The 21,927-nt window shown below is 48.5% G+C and carries 19 protein-coding genes and 2 tRNA genes; 6 read left to right on the top strand and 15 right to left on the bottom strand.

Going from position 1 to position 21,927, the window contains the following annotated elements:
• Nucleotides 1-558 precede the first annotated feature (558 nt).
• The 3 genes from ACFQ1C_RS13085 to ACFQ1C_RS13095 all read left to right on the top strand — a co-directional run bounded on the left by ACFQ1C_RS13085 (nt 559) and on the right by ACFQ1C_RS13095 (nt 2,230).
• Nucleotides 559-885 carry a hypothetical protein gene (locus ACFQ1C_RS13085; protein ID WP_379559066.1) on the top strand — a complete coding sequence of 109 codons (327 nt, stop codon included), beginning with the start codon at nt 559-561 and terminating at the stop codon, nt 883-885.
• Between the two features lie 377 nt (nt 886-1,262).
• A complete protein-coding gene (locus ACFQ1C_RS13090) occupies nt 1,263-1,688 on the top strand; it encodes a DUF5681 domain-containing protein (protein ID WP_379559067.1) in 426 nt (141 codons plus the stop codon).
• Complete coding sequence (locus ACFQ1C_RS13095; RefSeq protein WP_379559068.1) at nt 1,685-2,230, top strand: hypothetical protein; 546 nt, start codon at nt 1,685-1,687, stop codon at nt 2,228-2,230. Before ACFQ1C_RS13090 ends, ACFQ1C_RS13095 begins: the two co-directional genes overlap by 4 nt.
• Nucleotides 2,231-2,450: 220 nt before the next feature.
• Here the strand turns inward: ACFQ1C_RS13095 and bamE are convergent, their stop codons facing one another.
• The 14 genes from bamE to ACFQ1C_RS13165 all read right to left on the bottom strand — a co-directional run bounded on the left by bamE (nt 2,451) and on the right by ACFQ1C_RS13165 (nt 18,595).
• A complete protein-coding gene (bamE, locus tag ACFQ1C_RS13100) occupies nt 2,451-2,816 on the bottom strand; it encodes an outer membrane protein assembly factor BamE domain-containing protein (RefSeq protein WP_379559069.1) in 366 nt (121 codons plus the stop codon).
• 213 nt (nt 2,817-3,029) lie between these two features.
• Nucleotides 3,030-3,116 (bottom strand) — tRNA-Leu (locus tag ACFQ1C_RS13105).
• Between the two features lie 20 nt (nt 3,117-3,136).
• A tRNA-Cys gene (locus tag ACFQ1C_RS13110) sits at nt 3,137-3,210 on the bottom strand.
• 248 nt (nt 3,211-3,458) lie between these two features.
• The gene (pgsA, locus tag ACFQ1C_RS13115) at nt 3,459-4,007 is read right to left on the bottom strand and encodes a CDP-diacylglycerol--glycerol-3-phosphate 3-phosphatidyltransferase (protein WP_379559071.1); all 549 of its coding nucleotides are present in this window, start codon (nt 4,005-4,007) and stop codon (nt 3,459-3,461) included.
• A gap of 47 nt (nt 4,008-4,054) precedes the next feature.
• Nucleotides 4,055-5,884, bottom strand: a complete 1,830-nt coding sequence (uvrC, locus tag ACFQ1C_RS13120) for an excinuclease ABC subunit UvrC (protein ID WP_379559072.1) — start codon at nt 5,882-5,884, stop codon at nt 4,055-4,057.
• A 5-nt stretch (nt 5,885-5,889) separates the two neighbouring features.
• Entirely contained in the window at nt 5,890-6,531 is a 642-nt protein-coding gene (gene uvrY, locus ACFQ1C_RS13125) for a UvrY/SirA/GacA family response regulator transcription factor (protein ID WP_379559073.1), read from the bottom strand.
• 197 nt (nt 6,532-6,728) lie between these two features.
• Nucleotides 6,729-8,627 carry a SurA N-terminal domain-containing protein gene (locus ACFQ1C_RS13130; RefSeq protein WP_379559074.1) on the bottom strand — a complete coding sequence of 633 codons (1,899 nt, stop codon included), beginning with the start codon at nt 8,625-8,627 and terminating at the stop codon, nt 6,729-6,731.
• 116 nt (nt 8,628-8,743) lie between these two features.
• Entirely contained in the window at nt 8,744-9,016 is a 273-nt protein-coding gene (hupB, locus tag ACFQ1C_RS13135; RefSeq protein WP_379559075.1) for a nucleoid-associated protein HU-beta, read from the bottom strand.
• A 216-nt stretch (nt 9,017-9,232) separates the two neighbouring features.
• Nucleotides 9,233-11,584: an endopeptidase La gene (gene lon, locus ACFQ1C_RS13140; protein WP_379559076.1), complete on the bottom strand. Its 2,352-nt coding sequence runs from the start codon at nt 11,582-11,584 to the stop codon at nt 9,233-9,235.
• A 201-nt stretch (nt 11,585-11,785) separates the two neighbouring features.
• Nucleotides 11,786-13,066: an ATP-dependent protease ATP-binding subunit ClpX gene (gene clpX / locus ACFQ1C_RS13145; RefSeq protein WP_379559077.1), complete on the bottom strand. Its 1,281-nt coding sequence runs from the start codon at nt 13,064-13,066 to the stop codon at nt 11,786-11,788.
• An 82-nt stretch (nt 13,067-13,148) separates the two neighbouring features.
• Complete coding sequence (gene clpP / locus ACFQ1C_RS13150) at nt 13,149-13,772, bottom strand: ATP-dependent Clp endopeptidase proteolytic subunit ClpP (RefSeq protein WP_379559078.1); 624 nt, start codon at nt 13,770-13,772, stop codon at nt 13,149-13,151.
• Between the two features lie 88 nt (nt 13,773-13,860).
• On the bottom strand, nt 13,861-15,171 hold the full coding sequence (tig, locus tag ACFQ1C_RS13155) for a trigger factor (RefSeq protein ID WP_379559079.1): 1,311 nt from the start codon (nt 15,169-15,171) through the stop codon (nt 13,861-13,863).
• 513 nt (nt 15,172-15,684) lie between these two features.
• Complete coding sequence (locus tag ACFQ1C_RS13160) at nt 15,685-17,382, bottom strand: NAD-dependent malic enzyme (protein WP_379559080.1); 1,698 nt, start codon at nt 17,380-17,382, stop codon at nt 15,685-15,687.
• Between the two features lie 127 nt (nt 17,383-17,509).
• A complete protein-coding gene (locus ACFQ1C_RS13165) occupies nt 17,510-18,595 on the bottom strand; it encodes a GGDEF domain-containing protein (protein WP_379559081.1) in 1,086 nt (361 codons plus the stop codon).
• A 253-nt stretch (nt 18,596-18,848) separates the two neighbouring features.
• Here ACFQ1C_RS13165 and ACFQ1C_RS13170 point away from each other — a divergent pair, with 253 nt between their 5' ends.
• The 3 genes from ACFQ1C_RS13170 to ACFQ1C_RS13180 all read left to right on the top strand — a co-directional run bounded on the left by ACFQ1C_RS13170 (nt 18,849) and on the right by ACFQ1C_RS13180 (nt 20,256).
• Nucleotides 18,849-19,199, top strand: a complete 351-nt coding sequence (locus tag ACFQ1C_RS13170) for an ArsC family reductase (RefSeq protein ID WP_379559082.1) — start codon at nt 18,849-18,851, stop codon at nt 19,197-19,199.
• Between the two features lie 121 nt (nt 19,200-19,320).
• Nucleotides 19,321-20,013: a M15 family metallopeptidase gene (locus tag ACFQ1C_RS13175; RefSeq protein WP_379559083.1), complete on the top strand. Its 693-nt coding sequence runs from the start codon at nt 19,321-19,323 to the stop codon at nt 20,011-20,013.
• A gap of 3 nt (nt 20,014-20,016) precedes the next feature.
• Nucleotides 20,017-20,256: a hypothetical protein gene (locus ACFQ1C_RS13180; protein ID WP_379559084.1), complete on the top strand. Its 240-nt coding sequence runs from the start codon at nt 20,017-20,019 to the stop codon at nt 20,254-20,256.
• A gap of 349 nt (nt 20,257-20,605) precedes the next feature.
• Here ACFQ1C_RS13180 and ald read toward each other — a convergent pair whose 3' ends face one another.
• Complete coding sequence (gene ald, locus ACFQ1C_RS13185; RefSeq protein WP_379559085.1) at nt 20,606-21,724, bottom strand: alanine dehydrogenase; 1,119 nt, start codon at nt 21,722-21,724, stop codon at nt 20,606-20,608.
• Between the last annotated feature and the right edge of the window lie 203 nt (nt 21,725-21,927).

Consider the following 21,927-nt stretch of genomic DNA (forward strand, 5'->3'; position numbering starts at 1 on the left):
GTTTGCTGTTTCACGCGCCAACGTCATTGGCGTGCTCAAACCCAGACAGGCCGCGGCTCTTAGCCTTACGCGCCAAAAATCACTTAGAGAGATAAAAATAAACGCTAATTCTTAGCCGTGCTATTGGTGACTTACAAGAACTGTATATAAAACAATCAAACTATAAAGAGAGAGAGATAAAATATTCTTTATATTGGCTTATAAGGCTGTAACCCTTGCTATCAGTGAGTTTGAACGCGCCAAAGCAATTGGCGTGCTACATGACAAACCCAGCAACCGTGCGGGTTTTAACGCGCCAGAGCAAGCCAAACCATTGGCGGATAAGGAAACCACCACAGTACGGCTAATAATTGACCAATTCTGATCATCCTCCTCAAATACACCTTTGGGCTAGGTGACAGCCGTTATCATTAACTTGCTCGGGCCAAGCGATGGGGCGTCAGCACGACAAGAAGAAGCATTGACTAACATGTTTGATTGGTAAGCTAATGGCGGTAGTAGTCAATAAATGTCAATATCAGTACAACTAAATTATATTTAAAAATAAAGGGGTCTGATGTGAATAAGTTATTAGCGTGTGTGGCTGTCGTTACTTTAAGTTTTAGCGTTCAATCGTTCGCAAACAAGTGTCCGTCAAAACTTGAGCATTATCAGTTCGCAATCAGTAAGGTTGAGCGAAAATTAATATCACCCCGATCAGCCATTTTCTCCGGCTTTGAAGATACGACTATTTTTTCATTCGGAGACGGATGCGAGCAGCGAACCATTGGCGATGTGGATTCACATAACAACTACGGTGTAATGATTCGTAGTGTTTGGATGGTTAATTCTGTTTACGATAAACAGTCAGGAAGACTAAATGTGGAAATGATTAATGTTGAATAGATAAAGTCCACGTTTAGCGTGATGAATTATTAACCATTTTACAGAGTGCGCCGCAGCCGCCTTACACGTCCACAGACACTGTTCACATGTTGAACTTGAGCCATGAAAAAGTTTATAGCGTCGATAGTGTCAGGCGTACATTAAAGCCCTTGAGCGTGAAAGCTAGCCATTGCAAATGGTTAAACAGGCGGAGGTATTAACAGGGCTTGGCTATATAGAAAGGCCACTTGATCACTATTGGAATGCAGAGACTTACGCCCAAGACAGAGCAGCGGCTAAAGAGTGGAACGATGGAGCAGAAGACAGAGCAACCAAAGCAATGGCGCAAATATTTAACGCCAGATAAATACAGGATTTTAGCAGGTAGAGGTTAGGCTATGAGCAGAAATAAAGACGGCACATTCTCAGTTGGTACGAGCGGCAACCCAGCAGGCCGCACACCCGGCACATTGAACCGTTCAACGCGGCTTAGGCTTGCCATTGAGGAAAGCGGCGACGAGTTAATTAAAGTCTTATTAGAGAATGCCAAGGCAGGAGACCCAGCAGCCCTAAAGATGGCGCTTGAGCGTATTGTCTCACCAGTTAAGCCAGTAGCTGAACCCGTCACCTTTGAACTATCAGGCGACACCCTCACCGAGCAAGCGCAAAGCATTCTTAAGGCTATTGCTCAGGGTGAACTAGATCCGTCTACTGGCCGCCAGTTACTAGCCGCTATTGCTGACCTATCTAAAATCACCGAAGTGGACGAGCTGCAAAAGCGCCTAGACACATTAGAAAAGCACATGAGCGAGAAACGACAATGAGCAGATTAACAAAGCGGAGCATTGCCCTATATGACCACCTGACAGCAAAAGAAAAAGCAGCGGTGGCGCTTGGCATTATGGATGCCGAAGAACTCGACGTGATCGCCAGCACTGTGGAGCGTAAAACCTACCGCCAGCTTGATGCTAGTTTTTTAGATTGGGGAGACTACGCTTTTAAAATCAGCACAGTGCTGGGCTTGGAGTACTGGCAGGCCAAAGCTAACGAGTACAGTTTTAAGCATGCCATTCGTGGTGCTGCTTTGGTCGCTGATGTAGAAAGAGAAAACGAAGAAATGGCAAAGCATGAGCGCGAGCTGATGGCCTCAGTTATTGCAGCTATACCCAAAGCTCAGGCTAACCAAGCGGCAGCACTGGCTGCACTGCAAACGCTTAGTACAGAGCATGGCTTTGCTTATGAGGACTGTTTAAGGCTGGCAGGTATTAGACCAGACGAGGCCGAGCGGATGGATGACGTGGAGCCAAGTGCCGGACGCTTAGATTACTTTATAGAGAATTTGCGCAGCGTAGCGCCAAAACTATGATTTTATCGGGATCAAAATGGAGTATGGCCGCAAAGCGTGTCGATACTGGTTCAGAAACTCAGGTAGCCAAGGTTTTCTAGGGGAAAAAGGGGGATTCACGCCACCCTATGATTTTACTAGCCTCAATAAACACCTAAACCAAAGTACCTACCAAGAAACGCAAATACAAAAAAGCCCTTTCTATAAAGGGCTTGGTCAAATATCTAAATCGTGCTGCTAGCTATAAAATACCAGTCTTTAATTCTGTCTGTGAATTGTTATACGCATAGCTTGAAACCAAACCCTGCTCATCTATCCATACCTGTAAGGTTTGAGAGTTTGTATCAGCACCACCAACAAACGCTCCAACGATAGGAATAAAGGTTGATGCCTTAACTTGTGACTCTGTATACATGTACATTAAAAACTTTTTCCCCTCGGAACTTATCCCAACTGACATAGGGTTACCAAGCAGAGCATAGACTTGTGCTTCTGTTGTTTTTCCTTTCTCTATTTGGCTCACAGCGTTTGCGTCAATCTTGCCGCCGTACGAAGCGCACCCTACAAGAAAGGCACATAAAATACACGAAGCTAAAAATTTAAACATGAAACTCCCTTTAAAATTATAAAATATCAGTTACTGCACTGCATGCCATGTAATCCATCAAGCTTCGCATTATAGGCACTATGAGTTGAGATTTGGAAGCTATGCGAGGAGGTACGCTTTGGAGTGACGAATAAAAATGGGGGTATTATTGGGGGTACCGCTGGAGCTAGAAACGGGAAAACCCCTAAACATCAGATGCTTAGGGGTTTAATTTGGTGCCCGGAGCCGGAATTGAACCGGCACGCCCTTGCGAGCGAGGGATTTTAAATCCCTTGTGTCTACCGATTTCACCATCCGGGCAGACTAACTAGATAAAGACTTGGAGGCGCGTTCCGGAGTCGAACCGGACTAAACGGATTTGCAATCCGCTGCATAACCGCTTTGCTAACGCGCCGTTTGCTGTGTCTCTCTCAGTTGCTAGGCATTGTAATGATTGCCGCGAAGAGATCAACTCTAATCTAACCTTTTCAGTTCGTTCGAACAATTTTTATCCGCTAATGCTTATTTTTGACTATTAATTAGACTTTTCAATGATTAAAGATGTTGAATGAGCTGTAAACAGTTAGGCATGAAAGATAAAAGTCATTTTTGTAGATAAGTATTATCCGTCTAACTTTTACCCTTCACCCTTCACAACAGTATCTAAGCCGAACGGGTTAAATCACCCCAAGCGGCTTTTAAGTAATCGTAAGCTGAATACAGGGTTAAACCGGTGGCGATATAAAGCAACACATAACCGGACCAAATCATGTACAGGTTGTGTTGCCAGATCAAAGCAATGAGTGCCACCATTTGAATGGTGGTTTTCCACTTACCTATCCAACTAACGGCCACCTGAGAACGCTGGCCAATTTCGGCCATCCACTCACGCAGTGCCGAGATAATGATTTCTCGGCTGATCATGATCATCGCAGGAATGGTCACCAGCGGGCTGCTGTAATCTTCAACGATGATAATCAACGCCGCCGCTACCATCACCTTATCGGCAACCGGATCAAGAAAAGCACCAAAGGGGGTGTTCTGCTTTAGCTTACGCGCCAAAAAACCATCGAGCCAGTCGGTGACGGCCGCGAAGGTAAACACCGCAGCGGCCCACATATAAGCCCCTTCTATTTGCACATAAAACAGCACAATAAAAACGGGGACCAGCAGTAATCGAAATAAAGTCAGGGAATTAGGTACATTTATCATTGTTTTAGGACCATTAGATGATGCAACACCATGGTGCATGATGCCGCTTAGTGATGCAACGCACCGTGAATTTTTTCTGCTAATGCCTGACTGATCCCTGGCACTTTAGCCAGTTCATCGATACTGGCACGTTTTACTTCCTGAATTCCGCCCAAATATTTTAACAGAGCTTGTCGCCGTTTGGCGCCTACACCCGGAATTGTTTCCAAGGTACTGGTAGTACGTGCCTTACCTCGCTGCGCGCGGTGCCCAGTAATGGCAAAACGGTGCGATTCATCCCGTATATGCTGAATAAGGTGCAGTGCTGGTAAGTCTGCCGGCAAGTGGCGTTCTTCATGAGTGCCCCCCATAACAAGGGTTTCTAGGCCCACCTTGCGCGTTACCCCTTTCGCCACCCCAATAAGCAGCGGCTGGCGAGGGCTGTCGGCCAACTCGCGGGCAATCACTTCTTCGGCCCTAGCTAGCTGGCCCAAGCCACCATCAATAAATAAAATATCCGGCAACTTGTCGATATCGGCCTGATGAAAACGTCGGCTTAAGGCTTGCTCCATGGCGGCATAGTCGTCGCCCCCTGTAATGCCGGTGATGTTAAATCGTCGATACTCACTTTTTAGTGGGCCTTCTTGATTAAACACCACACAAGAGGCCACGGTTTTTTCACCCATGGTATGGGAAATATCGAAGCATTCCATGCGTGAAATGGCCGGGCAAGCTAGTACCTCTTCTAACTGTAGCAAGCGTTGTCGTTGTGTGCTTTTGTGCGCTAAGCGACTGGCCAACGCCGTTTCTGCATTGGTGCGCGCCAGCTTAATAAAGCGGGCTCGTTCGGAGCGCGTACGGCTGCGCAGTTTAATACGGCGACCATAATGCTGACTCAGCGTCTCGCTTAACACTTCCTCGTCGGACAAGGTGTGATCAAGCAAAATTTCGGCGGGAGCTTCTCGGCCACCGATACCCGACAAATAAAATTGCAGCACAAAACTTTGTAATATTTCTTCGGCGTCGGTGTCTGGCGGCATTTTAGGGAAATAACTGCGACTGCCCAACACCTTGCCTTGGCGAATAAATAGCACCTGTACACAGGCCTGACTGGGCGACAAGGCAAGGCCGATGACATCGAGGTCGTCCAGCACATTACCGCTCACAAACTGTTGCTCTTGCACTCGGCGCAGGGCGTGCAGCTGGTCACGATATTTGGCGGCGTCTTCAAAGCGCAGCTCGGTGCTGGCTACGTCCATGCTGTTAGCAACGTCCTGCAACACCTGCTGGTTTTTACCCTGCAAGAACAGTCGCGCTAATTGTAACTGATGATTATATTCTTCATCACTCACTAAGCCCGGCACACAAGGGCCGGCACAACGTTTAATTTGATAGAGCAAGCAAGGGCGAGAGCGATTGGCATATACGCTGTCTTCGCACTGGCGTACCGGAAACAGCTTTTGCATTAGGTGCAGACTTTCGCGAACCGCTACCCCATTAGGATAAGGCCCGAAATATTCACCCTTTTTCTTACGCGCGCCTCGGTGCAGGCCAATACGCGGGTGGCTATGCTCACTGATAATTATATAGGGATAAGATTTGTCATCACGCAGCAATACGTTGTAGCGAGGTAGGTGCTGTTTGATCAGATTATGTTCGAGGATCAGCGCTTCGGTCTCGGTATGGGTGACCGTGACCTGCACATCTCGAATATGCCGTACCAAGGCGCGAGTCTTCTCGCTATTAACCTGGGCACGAAAATAAGAGGATAACCGCTTTTTTAGATTTTTGGCTTTACCAACATAAATGATCACCCCAGCGTCATCAAACATCAGATAAACGCCGGGTTGTTCGGTAACTACCTTTAAAAAGGCGGAGGCATCAAAAGTATCGCTCATCGCGGTTATATTTTTTCTGCATCCAGCATGCCATAACGAATGGCAAGGTGAGTCAGTTCAACGTCACCGTTAATATCCAGCTTGCTGAATAAACGATAGCGATAACTATTCACGGTTTTAGGGCTCAGACTGAGCTGTTCAGAAATATCAGTCACGCGTTGACCTTTGGTGATCATCAGCATAATTTGCAGTTCTCGCTCCGATAACTGCTTAAAGGGATTTTCGTTATTAGAAAACTGACTCAATGCCATACGCTGGGCAATGTCAGGCGAAATATATCGCTGGCCGCTGTGTACCAAACGAATCGCATTAATCATTTCGTCCGGCGCAGCGCCTTTGGTTAGGTAACCGCAAGCCCCCGCCTGCATTACTTTGGTTGGAAACGGGTTTTCGGTGTTAATGGTTAAAACGATAATTTTAATTTCCGGATTAAAACGCAATATTTTGCGCGTAGCTTCCAAGCCACCTATGCCCGGCATATTCATATCCATTAACACCACATCAGGATGCTGCTCACGACACCACTGCACGGCATCTTCACCGCTTTTGGCTTCGCCCAGCACTTTCATTCCCTTGACGTCTTCTAGTATGCGTCGGATCCCTGTGCGCACTAACTCATGGTCATCAACCAGGAATACGTTAATCAAAAGATGCTCTCCGACTGCGTTAACCGACTAGTTATATATTGCTTACTTATGAGTAGCATCATAACGAAGATACCAACGAAAAGGAAACGCCGCCGAGAGGGCCGTTTAATTATGCGTAAACCAATTAGCGGTTGGTAATGAAAGTGAACCTCAGACATTAAAAAAGGCGCCGTAGCGCCTTATATATTTAAACAATATCAGAAGTTTTCATCGGCTGATGCTAACTGACGATATTTAATGCTGGCCGACGCTTTAAGTGCCGAGAGCAGACTTTCGTAATCACGCTGACCTTGAATGCCGGTTTGGCTTTGTTGTATTTGGGGCAGTGACTCAGATGTTTCTGTAGGCGTGTGCACCGCGTTCAGCTTTAGCACCGCTTGGCTACCATCGGCCAAACTCAAGGTATGCAAGCTAGTCGCCTGCCCCTGCGGGGCTTTCATGGTGAACAAGGCGCTGATCACAGCCGGGTTCTGTGCACTGTCGCGTGTCACACCCTTAAGCTCAGTAATGGCCAACCCGTGTTGATCCAACCACGCGTTCTGTTCGCCTGCGGCCCACGCTTGCTGTAATTCACCAGCGGCTTGAGTGGCTTGCTCACGTGCTTTTACCGTTAACGCCTGTTCGCGCACTAACTCACTCACTTCAGCAAACTCGCGTACCGCAGCGGCTCTGTACTCAACCACATGAATAACCAACGCCTTGTTATCACCCAACTCAATCACTTCTGAGTTCATGGCTTGGTTGCGCAGATCTTCTGAAAATGCAGGGGTTAGCACTCGGGTGTCATTAATAGCCTCGGGGGCATCTTGCGCCGAGAAGTACTCAGTGGACACTATAGGTAGATTCAGCTCATTAGCGGCCATATCCAGTGAGTCTGGAAACTCAAATGCCAATTCGGCTAACCGCTGCTCTTGTTCATAAAACGCGTTAGCGGCTTGCTCTTGTGCTAAATGACTGGCAATGGCGTCACGTACTTCCGCCAATGGCTTTACTTTTGCCTCGCGCGTATCTAACAAGGTGATGAGGTGAAAACCAAATTCACTTTCGACTACCGCAGATACCTCGCCTTTTTCACGCAACGCAAAGGCTGCTTCATCAAATGCAGGATCCAAGGTGCCCTGCTCCATCCAATCTAGCTCGCCGCCGTTAGCTCCCGAAAATACATCATCTGATTCGGCCTGTGCCAATTCGCTAAACGACTCGCCCGCAGTCAAACGGTCACGAATAGTTTGCAGCTCTGCCGCCGCGTCATCGCTTTTGTTCAGCATAATGTGCGCCACTTGGCGCTGCTCTGGCTGACTGTAAGCCGACAGGTTAGCCTGATATTCCGCTTCAATGGTCGCTTCGTCTACTTCAGTAGCAGCTAAGTTGCTCGCATCCAATAGCAGGTAGTTGATTTTGACTTGCTCTGGGCGTTTAAACTGCTCTGCGTGCTGCTGATAGTAGGCCTGAGCCTCATCATCGCTTAGGGTAACGTTATTATTAAAATCAGCTAACGGCAGACGTACTAATTCGCCGTCGCGCTGCTGGCGGCTTAAGCGGTCAAGCAGGCCTGCTTCAGACTCTAGGGTAAAGCCTGAGCCAATTACCGCATTCAGTAACATCTGGCGGCTTAAGTCTTGGCGCATGTTATCGCGCAATTGCTCGGCACTAATGCCACTGCGTGATAACAGCTGTTGATAGCGATCATTGTTAAACTGATTATCTTGCTGAAACTCTGGCAAGTTGCGAATCGCGTTGCGCACCTGCTCATCACTGGCGTACAAATTTAGCTCAGCAACTTTTTGATCAATTAGACGCTGCTCTATTAGCTGCTCGAGTACCGAGCGGCGAAGTTGCTCTACGTATAGCGGGTCGCCCAATAGTTCACTGAATTGCGGGCCCAGTTGATTCTCTAGCCGGCTGCGCTCGTTGCGATAGGCATTCTCTAGCACCTGAGCACTAATTTCATCGCCATTAACCACGGCGGCAACTTCGGCTTTAGGCTGAGTGACATAACTGCCAACACCGGCGAGGGCAAAAGATAAAATAATTAATACTAGGATGACTTTAGACACGGTGCCTTGGGCGCCCGCTCTTAGTTTGTCAAAAAACATAATCTGCCTTTACTCCCGCGAAAGGGGTGTGTAGTTATAATCGAAAAAAAAGCGCACCAATGTGATGCGCCTTTTAAAGTCATGGCTTAACGAGCTTACTGCCCAGCGCCCACTTTTTAGTTAACCGCGTCTTTCAGCGTTTTGCCTGCTTTAAAGCCAGGAGTTTTAGCGGCAGCTATTTCAATAGCGGCACCGGTTTGTGGGTTACGGCCGGTACGAGCAGCACGTTCGCGCACAGAAAAAGTACCAAAACCGACCAAAGACACTGTATCACCTTCTTTCAGCGTTTCGGTAATTGACTCAACAAAGGCATCTAAGGCACGGCCAGCTGCTGCTTTAGTGATGTCTGCGCCATCGGCAATCTTGTCAATCAGTTGAGATTTGTTCAAAGTCATTCCCCTTGTCGTTGATAGGTTGCTGTTGTGCAGCAACCCTTCGATATTGTTATTAATAAATAAATGACCGGTCTCTAAAACGAACCCCGTGCCAGTTGACTAACCTGCGCGATGTCATCCATGCCACAGGTATAGCCCAATAATTTTATCCAAGGCTACTGCGACTTAGGGCTGCTGACAAGTCAGAAACCCTAAGTATGGCGAAAAAGCTTACTCAGACCCTACAGAAAAGCCTTCAGGTGGCTGTTCTAGTGCCAATTCCAGAACTTCTTCTATCCAACGTACCGGATAAATAGTCAGGTCCTGCTTCACATTTTCTGGAATATCTTCTAAATCACGTTCATTTTCTTTCGGGATCAGCACGCGCTTGATACCACCACGACGGGCGGCCAGTAGTTTTTCTTTCAAACCACCAATGGGCAGTACTTCGCCACGCAAGGTGATTTCACCGGTCATGGCTACATCGGCGCGCACCGGGTTACCGGTTAAGCTAGACACCAGCGCCGTACACATGGCTACACCCGCACTCGGGCCGTCCTTGGGGGTTGCCCCTTCGGGTACGTGCACATGAATATCACGCTTCTCGTGAAAGTCGCTGTTAATGCGCCACTTATCGGCACGAGAGCGCACTACTGTCATCGCCGCCTGCACCGACTCTTTCATGACATCGCCTAACGAACCGGTATAAGCAAGCTTGCCTTTACCCGGCACGTTAGCAACTTCGATGGTCAGCAACTCGCCGCCCACTTCGGTCCATGCTAAGCCAGTGACCTGACCTATCTGGTTATGCTCTTCGGCCTTGCCATAGTCAAAACGCTGCACACCCAAGTAGTTTTTGAGGTTTTCTTGGTTAATAGTGACCTGCTTGATATCTTTATTAAGCAGTATCTCCTTCACCACCTTGCGGCACAGCTTAGAGATTTCTCGCTCCAAACTACGCACACCGGCTTCTCGGGTGTAATAGCGAATAATGCCGACGATCGCCGAATCTTCAATGGTAATTTCGCTTTTTTTCAGGCCATTGCGATCCACTTGCTTAGACAGTAAATGGTCTTTGGCAATGTTGAGCTTTTCATCTTCGGTGTAACCCGCAAGACGGATTACTTCCATGCGGTCCAATAACGGCCCCGGAATATGCATGGTGTTAGAGGTGGCCACAAACATCACATCTGATAAGTCGTAATCGACTTCCAGATAGTGATCGTTAAAGCTGTGGTTTTGCTCTGGGTCCAGCACTTCTAATAACGCAGATGCCGGGTCGCCACGCATGTCCGACGCCATCTTATCGATTTCATCGAGCAGGAACAGCGGGTTGCGAACACCGACCTTGGCCATTTTTTGAATCAGCTTACCCGGTAAAGAACCGATGTAAGTACGACGGTGACCACGAATTTCGGCCTCGTCGCGCACTCCACCCAACGCCATGCGCACATACTTGCGTCCAGTGGCCTTGGCAATAGACTGCCCCAGAGAGGTTTTACCCACACCCGGCGGTCCCACTAAGCACAAGATGGGTCCTTTAAGCTTATTGGTCCGGCTTTGTACGGCCAGATACTCAATAATGCGCTCTTTAACCTTTTCTAGGCCGTAGTGATCCGCATCTAGCGTCTCTTCGGCTTTGGCTAAATCTTTTTTCACCTTGGATTTTTTCTTCCATGGCACCGCCACCATCCAGTCGATATAACCGCGTACTACGGTGGCTTCTGCCGACATGGGGGACATCATCTTCAGCTTGGCCATTTCAGCATCGACTTTTGTCCGTGCTTCTTCGGGCATGCCTGCATCTTCAATCTTTTGCTGCAGCGCTTCAAATTCATCGGGCACGTCATCCATATCGCCCAATTCTTTTTGAATCGCTTTCATTTGCTCGTTGAGGTAGTACTCGCGCTGGCTTTTTTCCATTTGCTTTTTAACGCGGGCACGAATACGACGCTCAACTTGCAGCACATCAATTTCTGACTCCATTAAGGCCATCAGATACTCGAGACGCTCGCCAACCTGAACCACTTCCAACACCTTCTGCTTGTCTTCCAGCTTCAGGGGCATGTGAGCGGCCATAGTATCAGCCAATCGCGCGGCATCTTCTATCGCCGACAACGAGGTTAATACTTCAGGCGGGATCTTCTTATTAAGCTTGATGTAATTTTCAAATTGGGTGATGGCCGAGCGAACTAATACTTCTTGCTCGCGCTCATCCAGCGCCTCTGTTTCCAAGTATTGAGCTTGGGCAACAAAGTAGCCGTCTTGTTCGCGTAAGTCTTCCATACGCGCCCGCTGGCCACCTTCAACCAGCACCTTAACGGTGCCATCGGGTAGTTTCAGCAGCTGCAGTATGTTAGCAACCGTACCAACCTCATAGAGATCGTCAACTCCCGGTTCATCGGTAGCCGCTTCTTTCTGTGCGATCAGTAATATTTTTTTGTCTTGGTCCATGGCTGCTTCTAAACAGCGGATGGACTTTTCCCGTCCCACAAACAGTGGTATCACCATATGAGGGTATACCACCACGTCACGGAGAGGCAGAACGGGGGTATCGGTGCGTTCACAACGCTCTAGGGTCATAGTGTCCTCTCGGCTTGAATGCAATGTAATAGCGCTTGGGAAGTATATGGGGGCAGGATCTAAAGATTCAATCATTGAACCCATAAAAACAAAAAAAGGGGCATAAAGCCCCTTTTATCGGTCAAAAATCACGCACTTTGGTGTTTCAGCTCACAAAATGTATCTGTGGGTACTAGCAACCGTGATGCGTGAAACGGGTCTTTAGTCACCCGATGCCGCCTGATTATCCCCTTTCTGATAAATCAGTAAGGGAGCCGACTCGCCTTTGATAACGGTTTCGTCTACCACTACCTTGGCTACGTCGCTTTGCGCAGGCAAATCGTACATGGTGTCTAACAGCACCGCCTCTACGATAGAACGCAAGCCACGAGCTCCGGTTTTACGTTCCATGGCCTTGTGGGCAATGGCTCGCAGGGCGTCGTCACGAAACTCAAGTTCAACGTCTTCTAACGCAAACAAGGCGCCATACTGCTTAGTTAGCGCATTCTTAGGCTCAGATAGAATCTGCACCAAGGCATCTTCATCCAGCTCGGTCAAAGTAGCCACTACCGGTAAACGGCCGATAAACTCGGGGATCAGACCGTATTTAACCAAGTCTTCTGGCTCTACCTGATTAATGACTGCACTCAACGAAGATCCGTCGTCTTTCGACTTCACATCGGCACTAAAACCAATGCCGGTGCCTTTATCTAGGCGCTGCTCAATCACCTTATTTAGGCCCGCAAAGGCACCACCGCAGATAAAGAGGATTTTCGAGGTATCTACCTGTAAAAACTCCTGCTGTGGGTGCTTGCGCCCGCCCTGGGGCGGTATAGAAGCAACCGTGCCTTCAATCAGCTTCAATAAGGCTTGTTGCACCCCTTCACCCGACACGTCACGGGTAATGGAAGGATTGTCGGACTTGCGAGAAATCTTATCAATTTCATCAATGTAAACAATGCCACGCTGGGCTTTTTCTACATCGTAGTCACATTTTTGCAGCAGCTTCTGGATGATGTTTTCAACGTCTTCCCCCACGTAACCGGCTTCGGTTAGCGTAGTAGCATCCGCCATAGTAAAAGGCACATCCAGTAAGCGAGCCAGTGTTTCTGCCAGCAACGTTTTACCACAACCGGTTGGCCCGATAAGCAAAATGTTAGACTTGCCTAACTCAACGCCGTCTGTGGATCCTGCATTGCGCAACCGCTTGTAGTGGTTGTACACCGCCACAGCCAGCACTTTTTTCGCATGATCCTGACCAATAACATAGTCATCTAAATTAGCACGAATCTTGTGTGGTGTGGGTAGCGCATCGCCCTCCGCCTTAGGCGAAATGTCTTTAATTTCTTCCCGAATGATGTCTTCGCATAGCTCGACACATTCGTCACAAATATAGACGGAAGGGCCTGCAATGAGCTTGCGCACTTCGTGTTGGCTTTTACCACAAAAAGAACAGTACAGCAGCTTGCCGCCGTCCCCTTCGCCCTTGCGTTTGTCTGTCATTCAGTCACCTCGTATGCGTACCGGCTGAGGAGTGCCTCGCTCACCCTATTAAAAGAGTGTACCGCACCCCACTCCGCTTTGCTCAATCGCGTTTGAATAGGACTTCGTCAACCAAGCCATAATCTTTGGCTCCTTCGGCTGACATAAAGTTGTCACGGTCGGTATCGCGTTCAATAATCGACAAGTCTTGACCGGTATGTTCGGCCAACAGGCGATTGAGCTTTTCTTTAATGAAGAGAATCTCTTTGGCGTGAATTTGTATATCAGACGCCTGACCCTGAAAGCCACCCAGTGGCTGGTGAATCATCACCCGGCTGTTAGGCAGTATAAAGCGCTTGCCCTTTTCACCACCGGCCAGCAAGAAGGCACCCATAGAAGCGGCTTGCCCCATGCACACCGTGCTCACGTTGGGTTTAATAAACTGCATGGTGTCGTAAATCGACATGCCTGCAGTCACTGAGCCACCCGGTGAGTTGATATACAAATAAATATCTTTTTCTGGATTTTCTGATTCCAAGAATAGCAACTGAGCACAAATCAGGTTGGCCATGTGATCTTCTACTTGGCCGGTCAGAAAAATCACTCGCTCTTTTAGCAGGCGAGAATAGATATCATAAGAACGTTCACCCTTAGCGGTTTGCTCTACCACCATGGGGATTAGAGCAGCTAAGGGCCCGTTCGTCATCGAATCATGCATATTTGACATAAGATATTGTCCCTAAAACAAAATGGCCCGAGTGCACTTACACTAGGGCCATTATACGCAAGAGCTTAACGCCTAAGTCAACTGGTTATTATGCGCCAGTACCTGACTTGTTCATTAGTTCGTCAAAGGTAACCTGCTTGTCGGTTACTTTCGCTTGGCTCAGTACAAACTCAATCGCCTGATCTTCGATGGCTAAGTTACGCACGTTTTCCAGCATCTCTGGATTCTCGTTGTAATAAGCCACTACTTCAGACGGATCTTCGTAGGCTGAAGACATGCCAGCAATAATTTCTTGCACTTTGGCATCATCGGCTTTGATTTCGTTTTTCTTGATCACTTCGCCCAACAACAGACCTACACGTACACGACGCTCGGCTTGCTCTTGAAACAACTCAGCTGGTAGCTGCGGTACATTTGCTTGATCAGCACCACCAAAACGCTGCAGCGCTTGCTTGCGCAGTGTTTCAATTTCGTTGTCGACCAGCGACTTTGGCACATCAACGGGGTTTTGCTCTAGCAAACCGTCAATCACTTGCTCTTTTACTGCCGCTTTTAAGGCTTGAGCCAATTCGCGATCCATGTTTTTACGCACTTCTGCTTTCAGGCCGTCGATGGCGCCATCAGCAATGCCAAAACGCTTCACGAACTCTTCAGTCAGTTCAGGCAATTCCTGAGCTTCAACCTTAGTGACAGAAACAGCGAACTGGGCTGGTTTGCCTTTGAGGTTTTCGGCGTGATATTCCTCAGGGAAGTTCACTTCTAGAGTAAAGTCATCACCCACTTTCTTGCCCATTAGGCCTTCTTCGAAGCCTGGGATCATACGGCCAGAGCCCAATACCAGTACGAAGTCTTCGGCAGCACCGCCTTCAAACTCGGCGCCGTCTACTGAGCCGACGAAGTTCATGGTGACGCGGTCGTCGGTAGTAGCTTCGCGCTCAACGACAACCCAGTCTGCATGTTGCTTGCGCAGGGTTTCGATCATCTTGTCCAAGTCTTCGTCTTGTACTTGGGCCTGTGGCTTCTCGATGCTAACTGCATCCAGACCTTTAACTTCAACTTCTGGGTACACTTCAAACGTGGCGATAAAGGTAAAGTCTTCGCCCGCTTTTAATGCAGCAGGAGCCAGAGTTGGCATACCAGCTGGGTTCAGCTTTTCGCTGATTACGGCTTCAAAGAAGTTGCGCTGCATTAGATCGCCCGCTACATCTTCTTCAACTGATGCACCAAACATTTTCTTGATTACAGTCAGCGGCGCTTTACCTGGGCGGAAACCGTCGATACGACGGGTTTTAGCTAGCTGACGCAGGCGGCCATTAACTTCGCCGTCTACCTGCTCGGCAGGCACGGTAATGGTCAGGCGGCGCTCCAGGCCTTGAGTCGTTTCTACTGAAACTTGCATTCTTCTACCTCAATGTTCTTCAGCACCGTAGTGCTGACCCTATGATTGATATAAAACAGCCTGGGCTGCTTCCTTGAATCTTGATAAAGACAATCTTGATGAAAACATGGAGTTTTCACAACCAAGTGTCTTCTTGGCAAATTAGACGCCGCATTATAACGAGGCATGCTTGCAGCGTCGAGCATCACTGTGGCTCAGGTTAAGCTATATGAGGCTGAATTTGTATTTTTCAACAAAAAACCGTCATAAAGTTAATTTTATTACAAACAATATAGCGCCGAGCGCCCAGCACCAAGCTAAAAAATAGCCATCGCTTTTTACTGTCTTGCCGAGCTTGGCCCAATATCTCGCTTTTAGCCCTAGGGCCCAAACCCGAGCCCCTGATCTGCGCTAGGAAGACGGCGTAAAAATAAACACCGCATTTTGTTTAGCTGGGCGCCGGGCGCTTGGTGCTCCGCACGGCTAAAAAAAAGGGCATGCCAAGGCATGCCCTACTCTCAGATAACGCCGTACTTAGAACGATACGCGGCGGTACTTGCGATATTCTGGCTTCCAGAAGTTGGCTTCAATAGCCGCATCCAGTGCCGCATCAGAAATTTGCAGCGCCTGACCTTGCAGCTGGGCGGTTTTAGCGACCATTTTAGCAATTTGACGGCTCACACTCTGGATTTCTTCCAGCGGCGGCAACAAAGCACCATCTGGGTTATCAACCATAGGAGAACACGCGGCCAATGCACGGCTGGCCGACATCAACATGGCGTCTGTTACACGCTTAGCACCACACGCTAACACACCTAAACCAATGCCTGGGAAGATGTAAGAGTTGTTGCACTGCACGATTTCATACAGCTTGCCTTTGTGCTCTACCGGGGCAAATGGGCTGCCAGTGGCAACCAATGCTTTGCCATCGGTCCAGTTGATAATGTCTTCTGGCGTGGCTTCTACCCGTGAAGTGGGGTTAGACAGTGGGAAGACAATCGGACGTTCGCAGTGAGAGTGCATGGTCTGGATCACTTCTTTCGTGAACAGACCTGGCTGACCAGACACACCTATTAGAACGTCGGGCTTACCGTTTTTCATCACTTCTAACAATGAAATATTATCGCCTTCTATCTGCCAGTCGCTAATGTGCTCGAGTGACTGAGCCAGTGGGCGTTGGAAGTCGACCAAGTTAGGCATGTTATCGGTGATCAAACCAAAGCGGTCGACCATGAATACTCGCTGGCGGGCTTTTTCATCGCTTAAGCCTTCGGCTTTCATTTGCGCAACAATTTGCTCGGCAATACCGCAACCGGCAGAACCTGATCCCAAGAAAGCCACTTTCTTCTCGGAAATCTTGCTACCACTGGCCTGACACGCGGCAATTAACGAGCCTAAGGTTACCGCGGCAGTACCTTGAATGTCATCGTTAAAGCAGCACAGCTCGTCTTTATAGCGATTAAGTACTGGCATGGCGTTTTTCTGTGCGAAATCTTCAAATTGCAACAGCACATTTGGCCAGCGACGCTTCACCGCCTCAATAAAGGCATCAACAAACTCTTCGTATTCTTCACCCGTCACTCGTGGGTTGCGCCAGCCCATGTACATGGGATCTTTTAGCAACTGCGGATTATTGGTACCTGCATCCAGTACCACAGGTAAAGTATAAGCCGGTGAAATACCGCCACAGGCGGTGTATAAAGACAGCTTACCGATAGGAATGCCCATGCCGCCAATACCTTGGTCACCCAAGCCCAAGATGCGTTCGCCATCGGTTACTACAATGACTTTAACGTTACGCTTGGTCGCGTTTTGCAGAATGTCGTCGATACGATCACGATCCGGGTAAGAAATAAACAAACCACGGGCACGACGGTAAATATTAGAGAACTCTTCGCACGCCTTACCGACAGTCGGGGTGTAAATAATCGGCATCATGGTGCTCAGGTGATTGTGTACCAAACGATAAAACAGCGTTTCGTTGGTATCCTGAATGTTGCGCAAATAAATGTGCTTATCGAGATCGTTCTGAAAAGAAGTATATTGCTGGTATGCCCGCGATACCTGCTCGTCAATTGTTTCAATATTATGTGGTACCAAACCATCTAGGTTGAACGCAATACGCTCCTCCTTAGAAAAAGCGCCGCCTTTATTGAGCAATGGCGTTTCAAGCAGGGCTGGTCCAGCAAAGGGTACGTAGAGGGCACGTTTTTCATGATGCTCTTTGGGCATAAGACATCTCGCTTAAGTTATAATCCCGCAGGGGAATGAGGATTCGAATAATTAGGGGCTCGCGGCCAGTATAAGCCAAGCCCTCTAATCAAACCACCACCTACTGAGCCCTTATCTGTTGGTTACGCTATTCATGTGCTACCACACAGTTGCGACCTTGGCTTTTCGCTTTATATAAAGCGTCATCGGCCCACTGTAAGAGTTCGGCTGCATTACTGTTATTATGCCCCTTCACGGCACCGGCACTAATCGTCACCATCACTTCACTTTCATCTAGCGGGTTATCTATGGGCTGTGATTCTACGGCTAACCGTAAAGTCTCGGCTTGGAGTACACCTCGTTCAAGCGGGGTATTGGGCAGCAGCACTGCAAATTCTTCGCCACCGTAACGAGCCACTATGGCATCGGGCCCAAAAATATCCACCAAGGTGGTTGCCACACTGACCAGCACTTCATCGCCCATCAGATGGCCATGGGCATCGTTAATGTGCTTAAACTTATCCATATCGAACAATATCAGGGTATAGGGTTGGCTCTCGCTACTGCTATGACGCACCATCGCAAATTGTTTCATAAACAAACGACGATTCATCAAGCGGGTAAGCGGGTCTCGGGTCGACTCCCGATATAAGTCCATCAGCATGCGCAGCTGGCCGGTTTGCACCCACAGCATGGCCAAGCTAAAGCACAGCAACAACCACACCCGCTCAATCAGTTTGCCATTACTTAAGGTATGCGAGTCTAACCAATAATCGGTAGCTAGTACGGCGGCAATAATGGTAATGGCAACCCGTAGTCCAGAACGGATCGGCAGCGGCAACACGGCCAATAGCGCCAGCAAAAAATAGGGAAATGCTACATACCCGGTTGGCATGGTGGCCACATCGCGAAAACTCCACAGGCTCACCAAATTGAAAAGCAGTAACACTGTCAGCAGCGCAAACAGCGACAACACCATCCAGCGCCGATTAAGCTTACACAGATAGCTGAGGGGCAATAACGGCGTGAGCATGACGCCGGTCATCAGGCGCACCTTCCACAACAACTTAAAATGAGCCGAGTCTAACACCCACCAATCCACGGCAATCCAGCCCGCAATGCCGATGATCAGCAGGCTAACTAACCAACGAAAACGAACGGCGACAAAACCAATGCGGATGAGCTTGAAATCCCGAGAGTGTGACCGATCACTCCAGTATTCTTTTAAGTCCAACTCATTCCCCTTTTAAATAGTTAGGATGCGACAAAAAGCACCCACAGTAACCAAAGCACGCCAGTGGCGCCAGTGTATAATGCCGTTCACTAAAAATTATTGGTCTGGTTGCTGTTTTGTTGATTATCTTCAGTGAGTTGCAGACGCTGAGCTTAAGTGACAAAATTCGGCCTATTGTATTCAGTCACGTTATATTCGTTTACATGGCATTCACTTACGTTATATGACGCTGCAGCACCTACGGGAACTTACTTTGACCATCAAGCTTTACGGTATTAAAAACTGCGACACCATTAAAAAAGCGCGCAAGTGGCTAGAGCTGCACAACATCGATTATCAGTTTATTGATCACCGAGCCGACGGGCTAAGTGCACACAATTTACAACATTGGCTCGACACTCTCGGTTGGGAGCAGCTAGTTAACAAGCGCAGTACAACTTATCGTGCGCTATCTGACGCCGACAAAGCCAACTTAGGCCCAGCCACTGCCAGTGCATTGTTAGAAGCAAACCCTACACTAATTAAGCGCCCGCTGTTAGATAACAACAGCGAGCTGCATGTGGGCTTTAAAGACACTCAATATGCAGACATATTTGGTAAGTAAAAAAAGCGGTACGCCTAACGCCATACGCTATAAGTAAAAGGCAAATGCCTTTCTTCTGATGCGGTTTAATGTTTTTAAGCGTAAGGCGTATAGCGCATTAACTTAAGTTAAGGATCTTTTAATGAACCCGCTTTGCTTACTGGGCTTAAACGACAGCCACTTGGTGGCATTAAACGAACCGGGTCACCGCCTACAAGCCGAGGCCAGAGACGCCTTTATGGCCATGCAAGCCAGTGCTGCCGAGGCCGGATTTCAACTAATGCCGGCCTCTAGCTTTCGCAGTTTTGATCGCCAGCTGGCTATTTGGAATGGTAAATTCGAAGGATCACGTCCATTGCTAGATGCCAACAGCCAGCCACTGGATGCGCAGGCGCTCAGTGAGCCTGAACGTATCAACGCCATCTTGCATTGGAGCGCGCTGCCGGGCACTAGCCGCCATCATTGGGGCACAGACGTTGATGTTTATGATCCCAGCTTGTTACCCGAAGGCACCAAGCTCAAACTCGAGCCTTGGGAATATGAGGACGGTGGTTATTTTTATCCCCTAAGCCTGTGGCTGACAGCAAACATGGAACGATTTGGCTTTTTCTTGCCATTTGCTCAGCAAAGTAGTGGTGTTGCTATTCATAGCGGCGTTGCAATTGAACCGTGGCATCTAAGCTATCGTCCGCTGTCCGCCGATTGCGCCAGTCAGCTCACGTTACCATTAATCGCCGACACACTAAAAATGCAGCAAATTGCCGGGAAAACGCATATTCTTAAGCAACTGGACAACATTTTTGTTCGTTTTATTAGCCACTCTAATGAGGATTAAATCATGAGCACTTGGCTCTGGATTGCTCTGCCACTGTTATTCATTGTTGGGCTATTTGTTAGTGCACTCAAAGATACCAAACGGGTTGAAAAATCAGTAAAAAGAAACCGCGATAAAATGCAGTTGAAAGACTGGGATCAACAAGAAAGAAAAGATAAGGCAAAAGAAGAAAACTGGGGTGTACCTCCCGCGCCTCGCGACAGCTATCACCCAGATGAAAACGAAGACAAAAAAGATAAATGACGGCGCCCAGCACCAAGCGCCGAGTTAAAGCTAAAACACCGTCTTTTGTCGGTCTTATGTTTTCAGCCGTCTTACCGGGCCTGCCTCGGTATCTCTGCCCCTTCGGGGAGCTGCGCGCTTTAAGCCATAAGCTGTACGTTAAAGATGAAACCTATTTTGTTTTTTCGTATAGCGTTTAACGTAAAGCGTACAGCTGATGTTAGAGATCCTGAATCTTCGTCATGCCGAGTTCGACCCGGTATCAGGAATACAGCTAAAATGCAGTACCTAGCTAAAGAAAAAGCACCAAACTTTTAGGTTTGGTGCTTTTTTTGTTATTCATTCAACATTAAAAATTAAGCATTCAACATTAGCGGCAAAGCACTTGCTCCAATGGCGTGTGCGGCAAGTTATGCGCCTTGGCTACGGCAGGGCAAATTACTTGCCCCTGATGCACATTCAGCCCTTGTGCCAAGTGAGCATCTTGTTGCATTGCTTGCTGCCAACCCAAGTTTGCCACCGCCTTAATAAACGGCAAGGTCGCATTAGTAAGCGCAAACGTAGAGGTGTAGGCCACGGCTCCAGGCATATTTGCCACACAGTAATGCACTATGCCATCTACCTCAAACGTGGGGTCTTGGTGAGTGGTAATATGACTGGTTTCAAAACAACCACCTTGATCGATGGCTACATCAACCAGTACCGATCCTTTGGGCATCAGCTGTAGCATTTCTCGCGTCACCAACTTAGGTGCTGCCGCACCAGGGATCAATACTGCCCCAATCACTAATTCGCTACGCGCTAATTCCGTTTCAATATTCGCAACAGTTGAGTACAGCGTTTTTAGCCCAGGGCCATACATTGCGTCCAGCTCTTTTAAGCGGGCTAATGATGAATCAACCAAGGTCACATCTGCACCCAAGCCCATGGCCATGCGCGCAGCATTAATACCCACTACACCGCCACCAAGGATCAGCACTCGGGCAGGAGAGACTCCGGGCACTCCGCCCAGTAACACACCGCGCCCGCCTTGGGCTTTTTCTAGGCAATGGGCGCCGGCTTGAATCGCCATGCGCCCCGCTACTTCACTCATGGGTGCGAGCAAAGGAAGGCCGCCCTGTTCATCCGTCACTGTCTCATAGGCAATGGCCGTGCAGCCTGACGCCAACAAGCCTTGGGTTTGCGCAAAGTCTGGGGCTAAGTGCAGATAAGTGAACAGCACTTGCCCCGGTGTTAGCTGCTGATATTCTGCTGGCTGGGGCTCTTTGACTTTAATAATCATCTGGGCGCGAGCAAAAATATCACGAGCATCATCGACCAATTCAGCACCGGCCGCCGCATAATCTTCATCCAGCAAACCAATGCCATTACCGGCTCCCTTTTGCACCATGACGTGATGACCATCGCGCACCAGCTCTTTTACCCCTCCAGGGGTCATACCAACTCGATATTCGTGATTTTTTATTTCTCGTGGGATCCCGATGTCCATATCTTCCTCTGTACTAGGCTATTGATTATGTTAATACTGACACTATACCGCAGCGCAGCCACAAAGCAGCCGTCTAAATACAAGCCCTTCGGGCAGCGTAAGCGGTAAGCGGTAAGCGGTAAGCGGTAAGCAATCAAGGTGGAATGGCCCGACTAAAGTAGACACCAGTTTAAGCAGCATTAAGTTGCTGTGCATATGCGTTG

The sequence above is a fragment of the Oceanisphaera ostreae genome (assembly GCF_042676125.1).
In the GTDB taxonomy this organism is placed as follows: Bacteria; Pseudomonadota; Gammaproteobacteria; order Enterobacterales; family Aeromonadaceae; genus Oceanimonas; species Oceanimonas ostreae.

Bases quoted from the DNA above. Each gene is read 5' to 3' on its own strand.
- ACFQ1C_RS13090 (WP_379559067.1), top strand. From the start codon at position 1,263: ATGAGCAGAAATAAAGACGGCACATTCTCAGTTGGTACGAGCGGCAAC.
- ACFQ1C_RS13095 (WP_379559068.1), top strand. From the start codon at position 1,685: ATGAGCAGATTAACAAAGCGGAGCATTGCCCTATATGACCACCTGACA.
- bamE (WP_379559069.1), bottom strand. From the start codon at position 2,816: ATGTTTAAATTTTTAGCTTCGTGTATTTTATGTGCCTTTCTTGTAGGG.
- pgsA (WP_379559071.1), bottom strand. From the start codon at position 4,007: ATGATAAATGTACCTAATTCCCTGACTTTATTTCGATTACTGCTGGTC.
- uvrC (WP_379559072.1), bottom strand. From the start codon at position 5,884: ATGAGCGATACTTTTGATGCCTCCGCCTTTTTAAAGGTAGTTACCGAA.
- ACFQ1C_RS13130 (WP_379559074.1), bottom strand. From the start codon at position 8,627: ATGTTTTTTGACAAACTAAGAGCGGGCGCCCAAGGCACCGTGTCTAAA.
- lon (WP_379559076.1), bottom strand. From the start codon at position 11,584: ATGACCCTAGAGCGTTGTGAACGCACCGATACCCCCGTTCTGCCTCTC.
- clpX (WP_379559077.1), bottom strand. From the start codon at position 13,066: ATGACAGACAAACGCAAGGGCGAAGGGGACGGCGGCAAGCTGCTGTAC.
- clpP (WP_379559078.1), bottom strand. From the start codon at position 13,772: ATGTCAAATATGCATGATTCGATGACGAACGGGCCCTTAGCTGCTCTA.
- tig (WP_379559079.1), bottom strand. From the start codon at position 15,171: ATGCAAGTTTCAGTAGAAACGACTCAAGGCCTGGAGCGCCGCCTGACC.
- ACFQ1C_RS13160 (WP_379559080.1), bottom strand. From the start codon at position 17,382: ATGCCCAAAGAGCATCATGAAAAACGTGCCCTCTACGTACCCTTTGCT.
- ACFQ1C_RS13175 (WP_379559083.1), top strand. From the start codon at position 19,321: ATGAACCCGCTTTGCTTACTGGGCTTAAACGACAGCCACTTGGTGGCA.
- ACFQ1C_RS13180 (WP_379559084.1), top strand. From the start codon at position 20,017: ATGAGCACTTGGCTCTGGATTGCTCTGCCACTGTTATTCATTGTTGGG.
- ald (WP_379559085.1), bottom strand. From the start codon at position 21,724: ATGGACATCGGGATCCCACGAGAAATAAAAAATCACGAATATCGAGTT.